Source organism: Streptacidiphilus monticola (assembly GCF_042658505.1).
GTDB classification, from domain to species: domain Bacteria; phylum Actinomycetota; class Actinomycetes; order Streptomycetales; family Streptomycetaceae; genus Streptacidiphilus; species Streptacidiphilus monticola.
The window spans coordinates 1-19,804 of record NZ_JBHSQJ010000156.1 but is presented as its reverse complement, the minus strand read 5'-3'; the positions used below and the strand labels follow the sequence as shown (position 1 = coordinate 19,804).

General features: G+C 72.3%; 14 protein-coding genes. 4 read left to right on the top strand and 10 right to left on the bottom strand.

Annotated features, from left to right (window positions below; translation table 11 throughout):
• Positions 1-34: 34 nt before the first annotated feature.
• From ACFP3V_RS29615 to ACFP3V_RS29600, 4 genes are all read right to left on the bottom strand, one after another.
• Positions 35-2,506 carry a SpoIIE family protein phosphatase gene (locus tag ACFP3V_RS29615; protein WP_380590144.1) on the bottom strand — a complete coding sequence of 824 codons (2,472 nt, stop codon included), beginning with the start codon at positions 2,504-2,506 and terminating at the stop codon, positions 35-37.
• Between the two features lie 137 nt (positions 2,507-2,643).
• Positions 2,644-5,400 carry a SpoIIE family protein phosphatase gene (locus ACFP3V_RS29610; RefSeq protein ID WP_380590138.1) on the bottom strand — a complete coding sequence of 919 codons (2,757 nt, stop codon included), beginning with the start codon at positions 5,398-5,400 and terminating at the stop codon, positions 2,644-2,646.
• A gap of 572 nt (positions 5,401-5,972) precedes the next feature.
• Positions 5,973-6,386: a (deoxy)nucleoside triphosphate pyrophosphohydrolase gene (locus ACFP3V_RS29605; protein ID WP_380590141.1), complete on the bottom strand. Its 414-nt coding sequence runs from the start codon at positions 6,384-6,386 to the stop codon at positions 5,973-5,975.
• A gap of 122 nt (positions 6,387-6,508) precedes the next feature.
• The gene (locus ACFP3V_RS29600; protein ID WP_380590135.1) at positions 6,509-6,955 is read right to left on the bottom strand and encodes an RpiB/LacA/LacB family sugar-phosphate isomerase; all 447 of its coding nucleotides are present in this window, start codon (positions 6,953-6,955) and stop codon (positions 6,509-6,511) included.
• A gap of 110 nt (positions 6,956-7,065) precedes the next feature.
• Here ACFP3V_RS29600 and ACFP3V_RS29595 point away from each other — a divergent pair, with 110 nt between their 5' ends.
• Positions 7,066-7,773 (top strand): VOC family protein, encoded by a 708-nt coding sequence (locus ACFP3V_RS29595; RefSeq protein ID WP_380590132.1) that lies wholly within the window; start codon positions 7,066-7,068, stop codon positions 7,771-7,773.
• On the opposite strand, the gene ACFP3V_RS29590 is transcribed toward ACFP3V_RS29595, so the two are convergent.
• Positions 7,764-8,939, bottom strand: a complete 1,176-nt coding sequence (locus ACFP3V_RS29590; RefSeq protein WP_380590129.1) for an acyltransferase family protein — start codon at positions 8,937-8,939, stop codon at positions 7,764-7,766. The two genes, ACFP3V_RS29595 and ACFP3V_RS29590, sit on opposite strands and share 10 nt — an antisense overlap.
• Positions 8,940-9,564: 625 nt before the next feature.
• Here ACFP3V_RS29590 and ACFP3V_RS29585 point away from each other — a divergent pair.
• A complete protein-coding gene (locus ACFP3V_RS29585; protein ID WP_380590126.1) occupies positions 9,565-12,030 on the top strand; it encodes a helicase-associated domain-containing protein in 2,466 nt (821 codons plus the stop codon).
• A gap of 229 nt (positions 12,031-12,259) precedes the next feature.
• Here the strand turns inward: ACFP3V_RS29585 and ACFP3V_RS29580 are convergent, their stop codons facing one another.
• The 4 genes from ACFP3V_RS29580 to ACFP3V_RS29565 form a co-directional block, all read right to left on the bottom strand.
• On the bottom strand, positions 12,260-12,520 hold the full coding sequence (locus ACFP3V_RS29580; RefSeq protein ID WP_380590123.1) for a Txe/YoeB family addiction module toxin: 261 nt from the start codon (positions 12,518-12,520) through the stop codon (positions 12,260-12,262).
• A complete protein-coding gene (locus ACFP3V_RS29575; RefSeq protein WP_380590120.1) occupies positions 12,517-12,774 on the bottom strand; it encodes a type II toxin-antitoxin system Phd/YefM family antitoxin in 258 nt (85 codons plus the stop codon). The genes ACFP3V_RS29580 and ACFP3V_RS29575 overlap by 4 nt, the downstream gene beginning before the upstream one ends.
• Positions 12,775-13,067: 293 nt before the next feature.
• A complete protein-coding gene (locus tag ACFP3V_RS29570) occupies positions 13,068-14,180 on the bottom strand; it encodes an SEC-C metal-binding domain-containing protein (protein ID WP_380590117.1) in 1,113 nt (370 codons plus the stop codon).
• Positions 14,181-14,286: 106 nt separating this feature from the next.
• Complete coding sequence (locus ACFP3V_RS29565) at positions 14,287-15,756, bottom strand: AAA family ATPase (protein ID WP_380590114.1); 1,470 nt, start codon at positions 15,754-15,756, stop codon at positions 14,287-14,289.
• Between the two features lie 159 nt (positions 15,757-15,915).
• Here ACFP3V_RS29565 and ACFP3V_RS29560 point away from each other — a divergent pair, with 159 nt between their 5' ends.
• Entirely contained in the window at positions 15,916-17,832 is a 1,917-nt protein-coding gene (locus tag ACFP3V_RS29560) for a 2OG-Fe(II) oxygenase (RefSeq protein WP_380590111.1), read from the top strand.
• A complete protein-coding gene (locus tag ACFP3V_RS29555) occupies positions 17,813-18,208 on the top strand; it encodes a hypothetical protein (RefSeq protein ID WP_380590108.1) in 396 nt (131 codons plus the stop codon). Before ACFP3V_RS29560 ends, ACFP3V_RS29555 begins: the two co-directional genes overlap by 20 nt.
• A 258-nt stretch (positions 18,209-18,466) precedes the next feature.
• On the opposite strand, the gene ychF is transcribed toward ACFP3V_RS29555, so the two are convergent.
• Complete coding sequence (ychF, locus tag ACFP3V_RS29550; RefSeq protein ID WP_380590105.1) at positions 18,467-19,540, bottom strand: redox-regulated ATPase YchF; 1,074 nt, start codon at positions 19,538-19,540, stop codon at positions 18,467-18,469.
• Between the last annotated feature and the right edge of the window lie 264 nt (positions 19,541-19,804).

Below are 19,804 nucleotides of genomic sequence, written 5' to 3'. Positions count from 1 at the left end.
CCGCCTACGACCACTGACCCTTGGAATCGATCATCTAGCGGGGCAGGGCGAGCTCGAACCAGACCGTCTTCCCGGACGGAGTCCGCCTGCTGCCCCACCGATCCGCCAGCAAGCTGACCAGCTGCAGGCCCCGGCCTCCCTCATCGGTGTCGCTGGCCCGTCGTCTGCGCGGCTGCGCATAGCCGTTGTCCCACACCTCGCACACCAGCGTGGCGTCCATCAGCAGGCGCAGCCGAATATCGCCGCGGCCGTGCCGCAGCGCGTTCGTCGCCAGCTCGCTGACCAGCAGTTCGACCGTGTCTGCCAGATCCGACAGGCCCCTCGACTCCAGCCAGCCGCAGGCGAGTTCGCGGCACTGGGCCACCGACGGCGCGGCCGAGGGGAGGGTCCAGTCGCCCACCGAGCCCGCCGGGAGCGCGTGCACCCTGGCCATCAGCAGGGCGATGTCGTCCTCGCCGTGGTGCGGGTCGAGTTCCGTCAGCAGCTGGTCGCACAGCGCCTCCAGCGGCTTCTGCGGTCCGCTCAGCGCGGTCCGCAGGGCGCTCAGCCCCTCCTCCAGCTGGTGGGTGCGCGACTCCACCAGGCCGTCCGTGTAGAGGCCCAGCAGCGCGCCGTCCGGCAGGCGGACCGTCACCTCCTCGAAGGGCTCACCGCCCACGCCCAGCGGCAGGCCGGGCGGGACGTCCAGCATCAGCGCCTCCTCGGCGCCGTTCGCGCCGGGCTGCACCAGCACCGGAGGCAGGTGACCGGCGTTGGCGATGACGACCCGCCGGGTCACCGCGTCGTACAGGGCGTAGACGCAGGTGGCCAGGTACAGCTCGGAGCCCTCGGCCGCCTCCGGGTCGGCGCTCAATCCCCGGGCGATCTCGTCCAGTTGGCCCAGCACCTCGGCCGGGTCCAGGTCCAGGGTGGCCAGCGTCCTTACCGCCGTGCGCAGTTGGCCCATGGCGACGGCGGCGCGCAGCCCGCGGCCCATGACGTCGCCGACGACCAGCGCGGTGCGGTTGCCGGGCAGCGGGATGACGTCGAACCAGTCGCCGCCCACCTCCGTACCCGAACTGCCGGGCCGGTAACGGCAGGCGATCTCCAGCCCCGAGGCCACCGGGTCACCCGGGGGCAGCAGGCTGCGCTGGAGCATCAGCGCCCGCTCGTGCTCGCGCCGGTACAGCCGGGCGTTGTCGATGCAGACCGCGGCCCGGGCGACCAGTTCGCCGGCTATCGCGGTGTCGCGCGGGGTGAACGGTTCGGAGCCCTTGGCGCGGGACAGCTGGACCAGGCCGAGCACCTTCTCCCGGGCCACCATCGGCACCACCACGGTGCTGTGGATGAGCGGGTTCGGGTCCGGGTTGTCGGCGCCCTGGAGCGCCACCGGCCGTCCGCTGCGCAGCGCCCGGGCGTGCGGCGAGCCGTGCGGGTAGCAGAACGCGCCGCCCACCGCGGAGCTGTGCGCCTGGCCCAGCGTGGACGCGGAGGCGACCCGGCGCAGCTCGCCGGAGCCGTCGCCGATGCCGAGCCGGTGGCCCTCGGCGTCCGCGGCGGCGTCCCGCGAGTCGAGCACGCCGCTGTAGAGGTCGACGGTGGCGACGTCGCAGAAGGAGGGGACCACGACGCCCAGCAGCTCCTTGGCGGTGGTCTCCAGGTCCAGCGTGGTGCCGATGTGCGAGCCCGCCTCGTTGAGCAGGTCCAGGCTGCGGCGGACGTTGGCGGCCTCGCGCTCGGCGCGCAGCCGTCCGGTGACGTCGACGACCTGGCCGGCCACGCCCATCGGCCGCTCGCTCGCGCTGAGCAGCCGGTACAACGAGATGGACCAGCGGCGGCGGCCGGGACGGGACGGGATCTCGCCGGAGAAGCGCAGGTCCAGCACGGGCTCGCCGGTGGCCAGCACCGAGTCCAGCGCCTGCTGCAGCCGGTCCGCGTCGGTGCGGCCCATCAGCTCGCTGACGCCGAGGCCGACCAGGTCGTCCGGGCGCAGGCCGATGCCCTCGGCGAAGGCCTCGTTGACGCGCTGGATGCGGCGGTCCTGGTCGAAGAGGACGAAGCCGGTGGGCGCCTGGCCGAACACGGCCTCGGAGGCGGCCAGATCCGTCTCGATCCTGCGCAGCGCGCGCAGGTCCACGGCCATGCAGACGACGCCCTTGCGGCCGTCCTCGCCCTGAGCCGGCATCAGGTACAGCTCGGCGACCTGCTCGCGGCCCTCCTGGTCGCGGTAGGGCGCGGTGCCGACCCACTCCTTGCCGTCGAGGATCTCGCCCATCCGCTCGCGGCCGGTCCGCCACAGCTCACGTGGGGCGAAGGCGGTGATCGGGTCGGCGCCGACGGCGTCCTCGGCCGGCACGCCGAAGAACTCGGCGGCGCGGTCGCTCCACTGGCTGATCCGGCCGTCGGGACCGATGGCGAAGGCGGCCACCCGGACGTAGTCGTAGATCGATCCCGCCTCGCCGTGGCCCCAACGGCGCAGCGGTTCCGCTTCGCGGCTCGGGCGCGGGATCGCCGCCCCGGGGTCCAACGCAGACGGTGTCTCGCTCAACTACCCGTCTCCTTCTGCCTTCTGCCAAGAGCAAGTGGGTCGCGGTCTCCGAGTATTCATCATCTCGGCCGTCCGGCATACACATAGCCGTTGGGAATCGGAACCCTACGCCCCGGTCAGCGCCCTTGGGCAGGGTCTTGATCGATTTCTTCCGCGACACCCACGCCGTCCACGGCCCCGCCATCGCCCCCGGCCCGCTCGGCTTCGCCGTCCGGCAGTGGCCGGGCGAGCCGCAACGGAATTTCCTGCTCGAACCAGACCACCTTGCCGCCCGCCTCCGCGCGCGTGCCCCAGTCGGCGGCCAGCCGGTGCACGAGCTGCAGCCCGCGCCCGCCCTCGTCGGTACCGGCCGCCCGGCGTTCCTGCGGCGGGTCCGGCAGCGGGTCGGCGACCTCCACCAGCAGCCGCTGGCCCAGTGTCAGCCGCAGCCCGATGGGCGCCCGCGAGTACCGGACGGCGTTCGTCACCAGTTCGCTGACGAGCAGTTCGGTGACGTCCAGCAGCTCGTCCAGTCCCCAGTCGCGCAGCGAGCCGCGCACCAGGCGGCGGGCCCGGGCGGGGGCGGAGGACTCGGCGGCCAGGGTCCACTCGGCGTGCAGTCCCGGGTGCGGGAGCGGCGCGCGGCCCAGCCGGGCCAGCAGCAGCGCCACGTCGTCGGGCTCCTGGCCCTGCTCGAGGGTGCGGACCACCCGCTCGCAGGCCTCCTCGATCGAGTCGTAGGGCAGCTCCAGCACCCCGGCCAGCCGGCGCACGCCGACGTCGATGTCCTCGGTGCGGGACTCGACCAGGCCGTCCGTGTAGAGGACCAGCATGCTGCCCTCCGGGACGGTGAGTTCGGCCGACTCGAAGGGCACTCCGCCGACGCCGAGCGGCGCGCCGGAGGGCAGCGTCAGCTGGTGCGCCCGGCCGCCCGGCAGCGGCCCCGGCACCGGCGGCTCGCCGTCGATGTCCTCCGGGACCACCAGCAGCGGCGCGGTGTGGCCGGCCTTCGCCATGCGCAGCAGGCGGGTTGACGGATCGTAGACCGCGTAGACGCAGGTGGCGATGAGCGCCTCGTCCGGGCTCTGGGCCAGGTCGTCGGCCAGGTCGTGCACGTGCTGCAGCAGCACGTCGGGCGGCAGGTCGAGCCCGGCCAGGGTCCGCACGGCGGTGCGCAGCCGGCCCATGGTCGCGGCGGCGCGCAGGCCGTGGCCCATGACGTCGCCGACCACGAGCGCGGTCCGGCCGTCGGGCAGCGGGATGACGTCGAACCAGTCGCCGCCCACCTCCGTACCCGAACTGCCCGGCACGTAGCGGTAGCCGACCTCCATGCCGGGCGGCTGGGCGACGCTCTGGGGCAGCAGGCTGCGCTGCAGCATGAGGGCGGCGGCGCGCTCGCGGGCGTAGAGGCGGGCGTTGTCGAGCGAGGCCCCGGCGCGGTCGCCCAGCTCGGTGGCCAGCACCCGGTCGTCGTGGTCGAACCCCTCCCGGCGGCCGGCCCGGGCGAGCACCAGCAGGCCGAGCACGATGCCCCGCGCCCGCAGCGGGGCGACCAGCATCGAGTGGACGCCGAGCGCGTAGGACGCGCGCACGCGGGGGTCGTCGGGGCCGACCGCGTCCTCCAGCTTGGTCAGCGAGTCGAACTGCTCCGGGACGCCGGTGCGCAGCACGCGCGCGAAGACGGAGTCGTCGGTCATGGTGATCCGCTCCCCGGGCGTCTGCATGACCTCCGCCTCGGGACTGGGCTCGAAGGCGGCGGTGCCGGCCATCAGCAGCGGGGTCAGCCGGGTCGCCGGATGCCGCGGCAGGTCGTCCCCGTCGGCGACGGCCTGCAGCAGGCAGACGCCCGCGTAGTCGGCCAGTTGCGGCACCAGGGCGTCGGCCAGCTCCTGGGCGATCAGCTCGGCGTCGAGCAGGTCGCCGATCCGGCCGCCCACCTCGTTGAGCAGCGCGAGCCTGCGTCTGGCCTTCTCCACCCGGGAGACGGCGCGGTACCGGTCCGTGACGTCCATGATCATGCCGGTGATCCCCAGCACCCGGCCGGCCCGGTCGTGGAGCCGCGCGTAGGAGGCCGAACGGTAGCCCGGCTCAAGGGGGTTGGCGCCGGTGAGGGTGAGGTCGATGACCGGGTCGCCGGAGGCCAGGACCTGTCGCTGGATGGCCATGATCTCGTCGGCGGCGAACTCGGGCAGCGTCTCCCCCGCGGTCCGGCCCAGGTGTTCGGCCGGGGCCAGCCCGTTCATCCGGGCCAGGGTCTCGTTGATGCGGACGTAGTGCAGGTCACGGTCGAAGATGGCGATGCCGAGCGGGGACTGCTCGAACAGCGCGTCCTGCACGGCCAGGTCCTGCTCGACCGCGGCGAGGGCGGCGGCGTCGGCGAGCCGCGCCAGCAGGAAGGGCACGCCGTCCCCGTCCACCAGCACCGAGAGCCGCGCCTCGACCTGGACCTTGTGCCCCTGACGGTGCATCAGCATGGCGACGCCGCCCCAGCTCCCGCCGCGCAGCGTCTCCGCGATGACGGCCTCCGCCTGCTTGCGGCGCTCCGGGTCGTCGCCCAGCAGGACCTCGAGCCCGCGCCCGGTGAGCGCCTCGCGGGGCCAGCCGAGCAGCTCCTCGGCGGCGGGGCTCCAGAGGACGACGCGCCCCTCGACGTCGAGGATCACGATGGCGAGCCGGACGAGGTCGAGCAGGTTCTGCACCCCCCGCGCCCCCTGCTGCTCCAGTGTGTCGGCGGGAAGTGCGCCCCCGATGAGCCCCGGGAACGGGACGGGCGCCCGGTTCCGCCCGCCGAGGGCCGCCGCGGTCGGTTCGGGCGCGGGCGCGGAGTGCGCGGCCCCTCGCGCGGGCCGGTGCCGCAGGCGCGCCCACGCGGCCGCGCTGCCGATCCGCGCCATGCGCACACGCCTCCTCCCGCGCCCCTGTTCCCTCGCGGCCTGCCGGCCCGGCCGGATACTGACATACCCGATACATCCGCCCCATACCCAGCCAATGGGGTCATCTTGCCCCTCCGGCCCCGGCAAGGGCGGGAGCCCCGCCGGGGGCCCACGGGCCCCGTCAGGGGCCCTGCAAGGGGCTTCGGGAGCGCGAGGAACTGCGCGAGCAAGCATCCCACCCGGGGAGGTCCGGCCCCGCGTGCGAGACGAACCTCCGTGGGCGGCGGGCTGGTCGCGCAGTTCCCCGCGCCTCCGAAGGGGNAGTCGCGCAGTTCCCCGCGCCTCCGAAGGGGCGGGGGCCAGTCGCGCAGTTCCCCGCGCCTCCGAAGGGGCGGGGGCCAGTCGCGCAGTTCCCCGCGCCCCCGAAGGGGCGGGGGCCAGTCGCGCAGTTCCCCGCGCCCCCGAAGGGGCGGGGCCAGTCGCGCAGTTCCTCGCGCCTGGCAGGGCGTTGGGCCAATCGCGGGCACAAGCCTGCCCCCTTCGCGCGCCGCCTGTCGTCGCGCCCTCCTGTACCGGGGGCCGGGGCGGCGGGGTCAGCGGAGCAGGGCGGCGACGTGCGGCAGGGCGAAGGTGTCCTGGGGGAGCCATGCGACCTCCCGCAGTTGGGGGGCGGAGAGCCAGCGCAGCGCATCGTGGTCCTGGAGGGGAACCGGCTCCGGGGAGCCGGGGTCCAGGGTCGCGGTCCAGATCTGGAGTTCGAGGTCCGCCCGGACCTCCCATGCCCCGGGCAGCCGCTCCCCCGCCACCGCCGTGACGCCCAGCTCCTCCCTCAACTCCCGCTCCAGCGCCGCCGCGACCGTCTCCCCGGGCTCGACCTTGCCTCCGGGGAACTCCCACTTCCCCGCCAGCGCCTCGGGCGCGCTCCGCCGCGCCGCGAGCACCCGCCCCTCCCGGATCAGCGCCGCACCCACCACCACCCGGGGCCGGGGCGGTTCGACCCAGTACAGCTGCTTGTGGCCACGCGCCTCGAACTCCGCCGCCACCGCCCGGGCTTCCGCCTCCCCCGAGTAGCGTCCGACCACGAACCTGTTGCCGTTGTCGTCCTGACGCATCACCACATACGGCCGGCTCAACGGATCGCGTCCACGTGGCGCACGTTGTCCTGGTCCTCGCGCTCCTCGCTCACCCGGGCGTCGAACCAGGCGTCGAGGATCTCGCCGAGCATCGCCGGGGAGGTCAGCCGCAGGCTCAGGGCCAGGACGTTGGCGTCGTTCCAGCGGCGGGCGCCGCCCGCCGTGTAGGCGTCGGTGCAGAGCGCGGCTCGCACCCCGGCCACCTTGTTCGCGGCGATCGACGCGCCCGTCCCGGTCCAGCAGCAGACCACCGCCTGGTCCGCCCGGCCCTCGACCACATCCCGCGCGGCGCGCTCGCTGCAGTACGCCCAGTCGTCCTTCTCGTCGGGCGCGTAGACGCCGTGCCTCAGCTCGGGCGGCACGTCGTGCCCGCGGCGGCGCAGTTCGGTGAGGAGCTGACGGGCGACACCCTCGTCCATGTCGGAAGAGACCGAGATCCGCATGTCCCCAGCCTACCGAGGACCCCCGGCGGCAACCGGGATGACGAACGTCCGCTCCCTCGGCAGCATGGCCTCGGCAACCTCCCCACCCGACTGACCGAGGACCGGAGCGCATGATCACCTGGAGCTACGCCTTCATCGACCGACCGGCCGCGGACTTCACCGCCGCCGCCGCGTTCTGGACCGCCGTCACGGACACCACGCCGTCCGAACGGCGCGGCGAGCAGGGCGAGTTCGCCACCCTGCTGCCCGTGTCGGGGGGCGCCCCGTGGGTCAAGCTGCAGGGCTGCGCGGAGGGGCGCGGCGGTGCCCATATCGACCTGTGCAGCGATGACCTGCGCGCCGACCTGGAGCGGGCGACGGCGGCGGGTGCGTCCGTGGTCGCGGACCACGGCGCCTGGGCGGTGCTCCGCTCACCCGCCGGCCAGCTGTTCTGCCTGGTCCCGGCGCACGGGGAGCATCGGGACGGGGCCGCCCGCGACAGTCGGCTGGACCAGGTCTGCATCGACCTCGCCCCCGAACTCTTCGACGCGGAGGCCGAGTTCTGGCCCGCCGCCACCGGCTGGGACGCCCGTCCCAGCACACTGCCCGAGTTCCACGTCGTGCAGCCGCCCGCATCGGTCCCGGTGCGGCTGCTGCTGCAGCGCCTCGACGAGCCCCGGCCGACGTCCGCCCATCTCGACCTCGCCTGTGCCGACCCGTCGGCTGTCCGGGCCCGGCACGAGCGCCACGGCGCGCGCTTCCTGCACGAGGGCAAGTCCTGGCTGGTCATGGCCGACCCGACCGGCGGCGTGTACTGCCTGACGTCGCGTCAGCCCTGATCGTCCAGCGGCCGGGCCGCGAGCAGCGCCCGCTTCAACCGCGGCCCGAACGGGCGCTCCACCAGGCGGTGGATCAGCCAGGCCAGCAGCAGCATGCCCAGCACGGTGGCGGCGAAGGTCGCCGCCACCGGCAGCCCGGCATCGCGGTGCAGGGCGTGGATGACGACCCAGCCGAGGTGCTCGTGCAGCAGGTAGAACGGGTACGTCAGCGCGCCCGCGACCGTCAGCCAGCGCCAGTCCAGCCGTCGCGCCCAGCCCGCCGCGATCGCCGCCACGGCCACGTAGCCCGCCGTCACCACCGCGACGATCACGACGGGGCTGCGGTGGTGGAAGCCGCCGTGGGCGTGCGGGCTCCAGAGCCCGATGACCGCCTCGTACTGGCCGAAGGCCCAGGAGAACAGGACGATCGCCCACAGCAGCGGCCGGTTGCCGAAGCGGTGGACCAGGTAGAGCGCCAGCCCGCCCACGAAAAACGGCGCCGAGGCGCTCTGCACCACCAGATCCACGGCGGCGTTCCTCATCCCGGCCGCCAGCACGGCCGCCACCAGCCAGCCGGCGCAGAAGGCCACGCAGCGCCGGTAGGTGACGCCGCGCCAGACCACGCACAGGGCGAACAGCAGGTAGAACCTCGCCTCCACCCACAGCGTCCAGCACACCCCGAGCACCCGGTCCGAGCCGAGCGGCTGCTGCACCATCGTCAGGTTCACCAGCACCTCGTGCACCGGCAGCGGCTTCTGGACGACCGGGTAGAGCGCGAAGACGGCGGTGACGAGCAGGACGGCCACCCAGTACGCCGGATAGAGCCGGGAGACCCGGGACGCGAAGAACTCCTTCAGCGTCCGGCCCCAGGAGCTCATGCAGATGACGAACCCGCTGATCACGAAGAAGACCTGGACGCCGAGGCAGCCGTAGGAGAACGCCCCGTGCAGGCTCGGGAACAGCACCTTGGGCGAGGCCCCCCACGCCCTGGCGATGTCGCCGTCCCGGCCGCCGTAGTGGTACGCGCACACCATCAGCGCGGCCACCAGCCGCAGCCCGTCGAGGGCGCGCAGCCGGTTGACCCGCGGAACGACCGTCGCCCGCCCCGCTTCCGGCAACCGCGCCGGGTCGACCGTCCCGCCCGCGGCCGCCCGCTCCACCCGCTCCGTCGCCAGCCCGCTGCTCACGCCGCCACGCCCTCACCGATTTGCCGACCCCGTGGACTGTTCGTCCATCCGTCCGTCCGGCGGACGCTAGCGGCGGAACATGGCGCCGGAATGGCGCCCGGATGGCCCGCCGATGACCGGCGCATGCGGCCCCCGCCGTCGCCGGAGCGCGGACGGCAACCGCCTGGTGACTGCACGGCTCCGTGCGGTCTCCTCCAGCGTGTCGACGGCGAGCCGGTCGGCCCGGGCACGCACCGCCGCGTCCCCCACTTCGGGGGCGTACAGGGTCTCGGCTTACAGACCGCGGACGATCGGCACCAGATTGGCCAGCCGGGTCCGCTCGGTCTCCAGCCAGGACGCCTGGGCCAGCGCCGCGCCGTACGCCTCCCCATGCCCGGCACGGGTGTGCACGCGCTCCGCACCACCCGGCAGGCCGGCAGCCCGGGCTCCCGAACCAGCGTGACCAGGTCGGCCGTCACCTCGTCCCGGCCCCGAACACCGTCGGCACCGATCGTCCTCCCCCGTGCCCCGGCCCACGGACAGAACAGAGCGCGAACTATCCTGCGGTGAGCGAGAACTGACGATCAGTGAGCGCTCTGGGAGACGGGCGGCCGAGCCTTCCGGCCGCGCCGGTAGGCTGGCCGGCGTGAGCACCACCGAGGAACTGGCGCGCCGCCTGGGCCGGATGACGGCGGCCGACCTGACGGAGTTGCTGGAGCGGCGCGGACTGCCCTACCGCGGCTTCGAGTTCGGGACCCCGGTGGCCGTCCGGGACCTGGAACAACTGGCGGCACACCTGATCGGCGATGCCTCGACCGCCGAGGCGCTCGCCGAACTGACCGCTGCGCACACCCAGATCCTGGTGGCCGCCGCGCTGCTCGCCCAGCGCCTGCACGGCCCGCTGCCCGAGTCCACCCGGAAGGCGGGGGTGTTCCATGGGTCCGGTCCCTGGCAGGTCATGGTCCACGGGTGGGACGCCCCCGACCCTGCCGAACGAGCGGTTCCGCGCGCCGCGCTGCTGGACTTCCTCGGCGTAACCGGCGCCGCCCGGCAGGCGGCGGAGCACCGGCTACGCGAACTCACCGACGCCGCCCTGGTCCTGCCCGCCCCTGGCGGCGACCCGGACGGGCCGGTCGTCGTCCCGCACCTGCTGCACCGTCAGGCGGCACGCCTGGCCGGACTCGGCCGCCCGCTCGACGAACTGCTCTCCCGCGCCTTCCAGTCCGCCGAGATCCAGCGCATCCACCGCGGCCTCGCCCTGCCGACCGCCCGCACCCGGGACGAGCGCCAGCAGGCGATCGTCGACCTGCTGTCCCGGCCCCACGAGGTGCGGACCCTGGTGGACGCCGCTCCCCCGGACGCCCGCGAACTGCTGGAGCTGATGACCGGCGGCGGCCCCCCGCTGCTGCGCACCCACTGCTTCCACAGCCGCTACGGCGAGCACTACGCCGCCGAGGAGGGGCCCTTCGTCTTCCGCTCCGGCGGCTCGGGCGACCCCGGCACGGACTGGCTCGCGGAGCGCGGTCTGGTCGTCCCGGTCGGACACGACCTGGTGGAACTGCCGTACGAGATCGGCGCCGTGCTGCGCGATCCGGACGCCCGGCCCGCCTACTGGGCGGATCCGCCCGTGCCTGGCCCCGGCGCCAGAACCGGCGTCCCGGACCCGACGGTGCTCCGGGAGGCACAGGCCGCCGCGTCGTCCGCAGCGTCCGCGGCGGAGCTGCTGCTGCGTCAGGTCGAGCTGCAGCCCTTGCAGTTGCGCAAGGCTGGCGGGGTCGCGATCCGGGAGACCCGGCGCGCGGCCAAGGAGGCGGGCCTAGACGAGGCGCAGGCCCGGTTCTGGCTCGACCTCGCCGCCCGAGCCGGGCTGATCGGCGTGCTCGCACCGGAGCCCACCGCGGCGGCCGGCCGGGGCCGCGGCCGGAAGCCCGCCGTCCCGGCCACACCGCCGGTCCTGGCGCCCACCGACGCGTACGACCGCTGGCTGGCCGCGCCTCCTGCCGAGCGGCTGCTCCCCCTCCTCGCGACCTGGGCGGTCCTCCCCGACGTCCTCAGCTGGTGGCCGGAGCTGGAGGCCGACCCTCCCGTCGCCCTGGTCAGCCCCCAGGACCCGGAGGCGGTGCCGCTGCGTCTGGCGCTGCTGGCCGCGCTCGCCGCCCTGCCGTCCGGCACCGGGATCACCGCCGGGCGGCGGGATGCCGAGGAGTGGCTTGCGCAGGCCGCGGTCTGGCACCGGCCGGCCCTGCGGGAGGACGAGGACCTGGATGCGCGACTGGCGGCCACGCTCGCCGAGTCCCGGCTCCTGGGCGTCGTCGCGCACGGTGTGCTGACCCCGGTCGGGCACGCGGTGCTCGCCCTTCTGGAAGCGGGCGCGGCCCGCTACTTCCCCGCGGTCCCGGGCACCGGCCCCTCCCTCGACGGACACCCGCGCCTGGCGACGGCCGTCACCTCGCTGGAGGACACGCTGGCCGCGCTGCTGCCCGCGCCCGCGCGCACCGCCCGCTTCCAGGCGGACCTGACCGCCGTGGTGCCCGGGGCACCCGGCGGCGAGCTGGCTGGCCTGCTCACCGCCTGCGCGGACCGGGAGTCCGAGGGCCACGCGGTGGTTTGGCGGTTCAGCGCCGCATCCGTCCGCCGCGCCCTGGACGCCGGGCAGGACGCGGACCAACTGCTCAGCGCCCTGGCCGAGTTCAGCGAGGGCGGCCGGGAGCTGCCGCAGCCGCTGCGCTACCTCGTCAAGGACACCGCCCGCACCCACGGCCGCATGCGCGTCGTCCGCTCGGCGTGCTGCATCCGCTCGGACGACGAGACGCTGGTGCTGGAGCTGGCCAGGACCCGCTCCCTGGCCAAGCTCGGCCTCCGCCGGATCGCGCCCACCGTCCTGATCAGCACAGCCGACCCGGACACCACCCTGGCGGCGCTGCGCGCGGCCGGCTACGCCCCGGTCCTCGAGGCGGAGACGGGCACGACCGTGCTCCAACGCCCAGACCGGGCACGGGCGAAGGTGAAGGCCCTGCGCCTCGCGGACGCCTTCCGCAGCCCCGGCCGGAACGGCACCACCGCCCCGGCCCTCGCGGCGGAACTGCTGCGCGGAAGCAGCCCGCCGCGCTGACGCCATCACGAGTCGTCGGGTCGCCCGGCCAAGATCCCTGCCCACCGAACGGAGTGCACCTCACCTACGGCCCGGCGACGTGCTCCTTTACGGGGCCGGCACGCCAGCCGCAGCGACCGGACCGGGAGGACGCCGCTCCTGGCTGGTGGTTGCGTGAAGTCCGTCAACCTGGTGCTCACTCCACTCACGACCCCACTCGGCCACAGCAGCGGAAGGCCGCGGCCTGCCATCAGCTCTCGTAGTGATAGCGGCACTGCGCGATCAGAATCGAGTCCTCCGTGACCTTGTAGATCAGCCGGTGCTCGTCGTTGATCCGGCGCGACCAATAACCCTGAAACCCTTGCTTGAGGGGCTCCGGCTTACCGATCCCCTCGTTGCCGTTGCGAGCCGCGTCAGCGATGAGAGTGTTGATCCGCTTGAGCATCCTGCGGTCCTGGGCTTGCCACCAGAGATAGTCCTCCCAGGCGCGAGAGGCGAAGGTGACCTTCACTCCGGGTCCACCAGCTCCCGAACGGATCCGCCTCCGCTCTCGAGTTCCTCGATCGACGCGAGGAGACGACGTGCATTGGCCGGGCTGCGGAGCAGGTAGGCGGTCTCCTTCAGCGACTCGTAGTCCTCAAGCGAGACGATGACGACCGGCTCATGGCCCGCACGAGTGATCACTATCTCCTCGCGGTCGTCGGTTACGGCATTGAGCACTTCCGCGTACCTCGCGCGGGACTCCGAGTACGACATGGTCTTCAAGGCACCAGCCTCCCCTCACGTACAGGAAACTGTACGTCCGCGGAGTGTCGTCCGCAACGCACCGCCAGGCTCACTCACCGGCGGCGGCCAAGAGCGTCAGGGAGGACGCCCGCTCCCAGAAGCAGCGGGCGTCCGGGTCGGCATGCCTGCCAGTCAGACCGTGATCTGACGACGGGCCTCGTCAGACGTTGAAGCGGGACATCCAATCCAGCGCAGTCACCTGCGGAAACGCCGCGATGTGCGTTCACATCCAGCACGGATCCAGCACCGTCGGTTCCGCCCGTTGCGCGGCGTCAGGTGAGTACCGGGTTGCCGCAGCACTTCTTGTACTTGCGGCCCGAGCCGCACCAGCACGCTCCGTTGCGTGGCGGGGGCCAGGCTACGGCTCGGCCGAGTTGCCCGAGGTCCGCCGCGTACTGGGCACGAACCTCCGATGCGTCGGGCGCCACGCCTTCCTCGCGGGCGAATTCCTCCAGGCCCGACACGGTGCCGGGGGCCACGGCCAGGTGCACCCCGCCCTGGTCCGACAGGCCGCTCAGGGTCCGCTCCACTTGGCTGCGGTGTGCCAGGTGGTCGTCACCGTAGACGTCGACAAGGCTCGGCCACCGCGCCAGCAGTTGGGCGAACTCCGTCTGGGGCCAGTACAGCGCGCACATCAGTTGCGGGCGCGCGAGGCCCGCACGCCGCGAGGCCACCTCGTCGGAGAGTTGCTGATTCCGAGCCTTCAGAGCCTCGATCTGTTCGCGGAGCAGTTGCTCCTCGAGTGCCGGGTCGTGCAGGCGGTCCAGTGGCGTCACCTCGTCCTGCCAGCGGTTGCGGTGCTCGTGCAGTTGGTCCGCCAGACCGTCCAACGCGTCGTGGGGCGATCCCAGCCGCCTGCGCACTCGGTGACGGCCGATCACCAGCGTCTCGATGTCGTACTCATAAGGAAGCTGCTCAACGGCCTCGACCGTCAGTGGCGTGGCGGGTCCCATCAGCCTGGTGATCGCGACCGTGAACCACTCGGCCGCCTCTGCCAGTTCGCCGGCGGTCTCGAACATCTCGGCGACGACATTCCATGCCCCACCGTCCCGCAGGTGCTGCGCCCGCAGGGAGGTGGCTGCCTCCCGCGCCTCCACAACGCGCCCGGCGTCCCACAGCGCGCTGATCCGGAACGCCTCGATCAGCGACCGCTCTGCAGGCTCACCAGCAAGCAGGTCGTCGTACAGCTCGAGGGCGCGAACGTGCTCGCCGGCCGCAGCCCACTCCCTCGCAGCCTGCACCAAGAGCTCCTCCCGCTCGTGCGGGAACTCCAGCGCCAGCCGCTCCGACTCCGCCGCCTCGGCCGTGGAAGACCTCGGGGCACGGCCCACCGGGGGCGGCGCGGACCTCGGGCGAGACTTCCCGGTACGTCGCTTGGAACTCACTCCGGCAGCCTAGCGGCCGGACTGGCCGCTCCTATGCCGCAAGGAGCCACATCACCCGTGGGCGTGGTGGTGCGCATCGTGCCTTGCCCAACCGCCCACGCGCCGGCTATCGACCGTAGAGGTCGCCGAGGCCCACGAGAACGACCTCTCCGCTGTCTCCGGCCTGGCGCAGTTGCTCGGAGAAGGGATGGCCACCGAAGCAGAGCAGCTTCGCGTTCTCGGCTCCCGGGTGTCCGGCACGCACCAGCAGTTCCCTGATCCGCTTGAGGCGGGCAAGGTGCCCGGCGCCCATCGGCTCCTGCCACTTCGCCTCACCGATCGCGAGCAGCACCCGCTGGCCCGCGGCATCATGTCCGGTGACGACGATGTCGACCTCGTGCGAGGTTCTGCGCTCCGGGTCGTTGACGACGCCGTGGCCGACATCGGCGACCGGACGCTCGAACAGGTCCGGCGCAGCGTAGTCCAAGGCCCAGTCGCGGGCGATCTGCTCGAAGCGCGGACCCACCACGCTCCCGGCGAAGCGGCGAGAGCTGTTCGCCCAGACCTGCGCCGCCCGCCCCTGCCGCTCCAGTCGGCTCCACTCCGGGCGCATCACCGCGTGGTGGAAGACGACCAGCGGCTCGCTGATCCGGTACACACTCCGCCCCGGCCGGAACGCATCGACCGCACGCACCAAGAGTCCGGTGTCCTCCAGTACCGAGAGGTGGTGGGAGATGTCGGTGGCCTTGCGCTCCAGGTAGCCCGCGATCCCTCCGCGGGTGTTGTTGCCTTCTGCCACCGCGGCGAGCACCGAGTGGTACAGCGCCTTGTCACGGATGTCCGGCTCCTCGGCGAGCAGGTACCGCGCCTCGCGGAACAGCGGACTGAAGCGGTCAAGGACGTTGTCCACCACCCAGGCGTCGAAGTCCGCGATCGACTCCGGTGCACGTCCTCCCGCCGCCCCGTCCCGATACGCCGGAGTCCCGCCGACCACTGAGTACAGCAGGACGGCCAGGTGCGGGTCGGTGATGCCCCAGAAGTCGGCGGCCAGCCGGTAGTCCAGCGTTTGGACCACCATCTCCAGCCCCGCCCGCCCACGCAACGGCGCCGTCCCGGACAGCAGGCCACCCATGAACGACATGGCCGACCCGCACAGCAGCAGCCGAGTCTGCGAGCGCAGGCGCTCCTCGCGGCGTGGACCGAACGCCGCCTGGATCACCGAGGGCAGCGACGGGTTGGCCTTCGCCAGATACGGAAACTCGTCGATCACCACCGTGGCGGGCCCCTGCTCGCCCAGCGCAAGCAACGCGTCCAGAACTTCGTGCCAGTCAGCCGGACGCACGGGGAACGGCGAGCCCGCGTACTCCCCGATCAGCGCCCCGATCCTCCGCAGCGACTCGGCGTCGGCAGCCTCGGTCGCCTCGAAGAAGAAGCCCCCTTGGGCCCTGCACAAGGCATCGAGAAGGAAGGTCTTGCCTTGTCGCCGCCGCCCCGACACCACACCCAACGTCGCCCCGCTGCGCGTGTCAGCCGCGAACCGGGTCAGTGCCGCCCACTCGGCATCCCGGTCGAACATGTCACTCGGCTTGGCGGTCACTCGAGCCCCCAACAGCTTAGGAGTGTATTTATAAGTAGTGTACTCCTAAGTTTGCGCCCGGTCGCTGAAAGCTGTTTCCATGAACGCAGCCGCGTGTTGAACTCCGCCGATGGAGTCGCGACACGAGCGTCCAGGAGACAGCGAAACAGGAGCAACACCGTGGCGACACCCAGAGAACGACTCGCGGAGCTCCTGGGCACCGGTTCGACGGCCTCGTTCAGCGCCCACCTCCAGACCCCGGCGCACTTTCTCCACCTCGAAGTCGCCGACGTCGGACGAGTCAGCCTGCCCGTCCGCGCACCTCAAGCAAAGAAACTGATCGCCGCCGCCCGCCCGGCCAAGTTCGGCCGCGGTACGCAAACGCTCACCGACCAGAGTGTCCGCGACACCTGGGAGATCACGCCGAGCCAGGTCACCCTCGGCGGACCCGGCTGGCAGGCGCTGCTGGAGAAGGTCCTCGAACACGTCCGGGACGAGCTCGGCCTCCCCCGCTCCCGGGCGCTGCGCGCCGAGCTGCACTCGATGCTCGTATACGGGAAGGGTCAGTTCTTCCTACCGCACCAGGACTCCGAGAAGCACGACGCGATGCTCGGCACCCTTGTGGTGTCGCTGCCCTCGGCCCACACCGGTGGGGAACTGGTCATCGAGCAGGCCAACGAGAGCCGGACCTATCGGGCCTCCCGTGAGGAGCTGAGCTTCGTAGCCTTCTACGCCGACTGCCGCCACCAGGTCACCCCGGTACGGTCCGGCCACCGGCTCACCCTCACCTTCAACCTGCTGGCCGATGCCGAGACCCCGACGCAGGTGACCGGCCCGGTCGAAGAGCTGGCCACGTGCCTGTCCGAGCACTTCAGCCGACCGGCCGCCGAGCGCTCTTCGCACCGTCAACTACCGCCACCCAAGCGACTGGTGTACCTGCTCGACCACGAGTACACACAACGCGGCCTGGGTTGGGACAGGCTCAAGGGTGCCGACGCCGGGCGCGCCGCACTGCTGCGTGCCGCCGCAGACCAAGCGGGTTGCCAGGCCGTCCTGGCACTGGCCGAGGTCAGGGAGACCTGGGAGGCCTGGCCGGTCGACGAGGACCCCTGGAATGACTACGACGGCTATGACGGCGTAGAGGACGAGGAAGCGGAAGGGGACGGGGCCACCGAGAGCAACTACGAACTCAACGACCTGATCGACGACGAGATCACCTTGGCCTGGTGGACCGCCCCGGACGGCACCGGCGGCGAGCGGATCTCCCTGCCTGTGCCCGACTCCGAGGTGTGCGCCAGCACCGCGAGCCGGGACCTCACGCCCTACGAGTCCGAGTTCGAGGGCTACATGGGCAACTACGGCAACACCCTGGACCGCTGGTACCGCCGGGCCGCGATCGTCCTCTGGCCACGGGAGCAGGCGTTTGCTGCCCGTGCCGAAGCCGGATCCCAGTGGACATTGGACGAGCTGCGCTCCCGTATCGACGCCGAGGACCTGGCGGGCGCACGCGCGGCCGCCGACTCCATCGCCTCCTTCTGGATCAGCGCTGATGTCCACAGCGAACTTCTCGGCCCCGCCCTGAACGCGGCCGTCGGGCTGCGATCCGCCGACAGGGCCGTGATGCTGCTGTCCCCCTTCCAGGTGGAGATGCTCACGCCCGACCACGCGACTCAGCTGGCAGCAGCCGCCCAGCAGTACGGCGAGCCGTGGCTGCGATCCATCTTGAGCGGCTGGCTCCCCTCTCGGCACCCAGGCGCCGGACCGGAGTTCGGCACATGGGTGGAGGACCTGCCGCGACTCGGCAGCGCCCTGCGCGAGAGCGGAGTCCCCCAGGCTGCCGGGATGCTCGTCGCCTACGTCTGGGACTGGCTGAACGCTCGGCTGAACGCCTGCACCGCCATCGCAGATCCCGCCCAACGCCAGCCGCGGCTGGCGTTGGCTCAGCCCCCGACTGCTACGGCTGCTCCAAGCGGCGGCCCCCGAAGAGACACTCCGCGACGCGATACTGGCCGGACTGCTCGCATTCCGGGACGAGGTGCTGGAGTGCCTGCTGCCCACCCTCCGCGCCGCAACCGAAATGTCAGCGCCGGCACGTGAGGCAGCCGGGCTGAACGCGGTCGCCCGCGACTGCGCCCGGCGCCTGGACGCACTCCTCGCCCGCCCCCCGCGCCACGCGGACGACTGGTCCCTCGCCTGGAACAGCAACTGCCCCTGCGAACTGTGCGGTTCACTGAGCGAGTTCCTCGCCTCACCCACCCGGCGCACTCTCGAATGGCCGCTCGCGAAGGAGCGCCGACGCCACATTCACGGCCGACTCGACAGCGCCGCCCTCCCAGTGGCGCACGAAACCCGGCGCCAAGGACGGCCCTACACCCTTGTCCTCACCAAGACCCAAGAACTCTTCATCCGCGAGCGGCAGAACCGCGATCGCGCGACCGCCGACCGCGCCTGGCTCGCCTCGGCCTGGACGTGATCCCGAAATACGATCCACCGAGACCTGATGACCCATCGGATCAACCAGCACCGATCCAGCACCGTATTCGATCAACCCACCCCGAGCCCCTGCGGGATCTAGCCGCACACTGCCCCCCACCTGCATTTTTGGGCGCGTGTTCGATGATTACCCGAGGCTTGAACGTTATGCCGCAACGTACGGGACCAGGGCCACTGAAGCTACGAATTGGCCCGCTGACCTGCGGTTTCGCAAGTCGGCGGGCCAATGGTCCGATCGTCAGACGTTGAAGCGGAACTCCACCACGTCGCCGTCCTGCATGACGTAGTCCTTGCCCTCCATGCGGGCCTTGCCCTTGGCGCGGGCCTCGGCGACGGAGCCGAGGGAGACCAGGTCGTCGTAGGAGATGACCTCCGCCTTGATGAAGCCGCGCTGGAAGTCGGTGTGGATGACGCCCGCGGCCTCCGGGGCGGTCGCGCCCTTCCTGATGGTCCAGGCGCGGGCCTCCTTCGGGCCCGCGGTCAGGTAGGTCTGCAGGCCGAGCGTGTCGAAGCCGACCCGGGCCAGCGTGGCCAGGCCGGGCTCCTCCTGGCCCATGGACTGCAGCAGCTCCAGCGCCTCCTCGTCGTCCAGCTCGATCAGCTCGGACTCGATCTTGGCATTGAGGAAGATCGCCTCCGCCGGGGCGACCAGCTCGCGCAGGCCGTTCTTGAAGTCCTCGTCGCCCAGCTCGTCCTCGTCCACGTTGAAGACGTAGAGGAAGGGCTTGGCCGTCAGCAGGTGCAGCTCGCGCAGCGGGGCCGGGTCGAGGCCGGCGGCGAAGACGGTCTGGCCGGACTCGAGGACGGTCTTGGCCTGCTCGACCGCGGCGAGCGTCGGGGCGACGTCCTTCTTGAGGCGCGCCTCCTTCTGCAGCCGGGGCAGCACCTTCTCGATGGTCTGCAGGTCGGCCAGGATCAGCTCGGTGTTGATCGTCTCGATGTCGTCCTTGGGCGAGACCTTGCCGTCCACGTGGACCACGTCCGGGTCGCTGAAGGCCCTGATGACCTGGCAGATGGCGTCCGACTCACGGATGTTGGCGAGGAACTTGTTGCCCAGGCCCTCACCCTCGCTCGCACCGCGGACGATGCCGGCGATGTCGACGAAGTCGACCGTGGCGGGCAGCTTGCGCTCGGAGTTGAAGATCTCGGCGAGCTTGTCCAGCCGCGGGTCCGGGACACCGACCACGCCGACGTTGGGCTCGATCGTGGCGAAGGGGTAGTTGGCCGCCAGCACGTCGTTCTTGGTGAGTGCGTTGAACAGGGTCGACTTGCCGACGTTGGGCAGGCCGACGATTCCGATCGAGAGCGACATGTGGCGGATTCCCAGGGTCGTGGGGAGGCGGACGGACAGTCCACCAGTCTACGGGGCACGCCGGGTCTCACCCGAAGGGACCAATTCGGGTGATCCGTGCGAATTCGCGGCGTGTCCGTCACCCAGGGTGGCGTTCATCCGACCGTACGTTGGAGCCGTGGACCTCCCAAGCAGCAGCAGTGCGCAGGCGCGCGGGGGCCGCGCGGCGGCGGCTGCGCCGGCGCCCGGCCCGTCGCGGTTCCCGCGCCAGGGCACGCAGCCCCG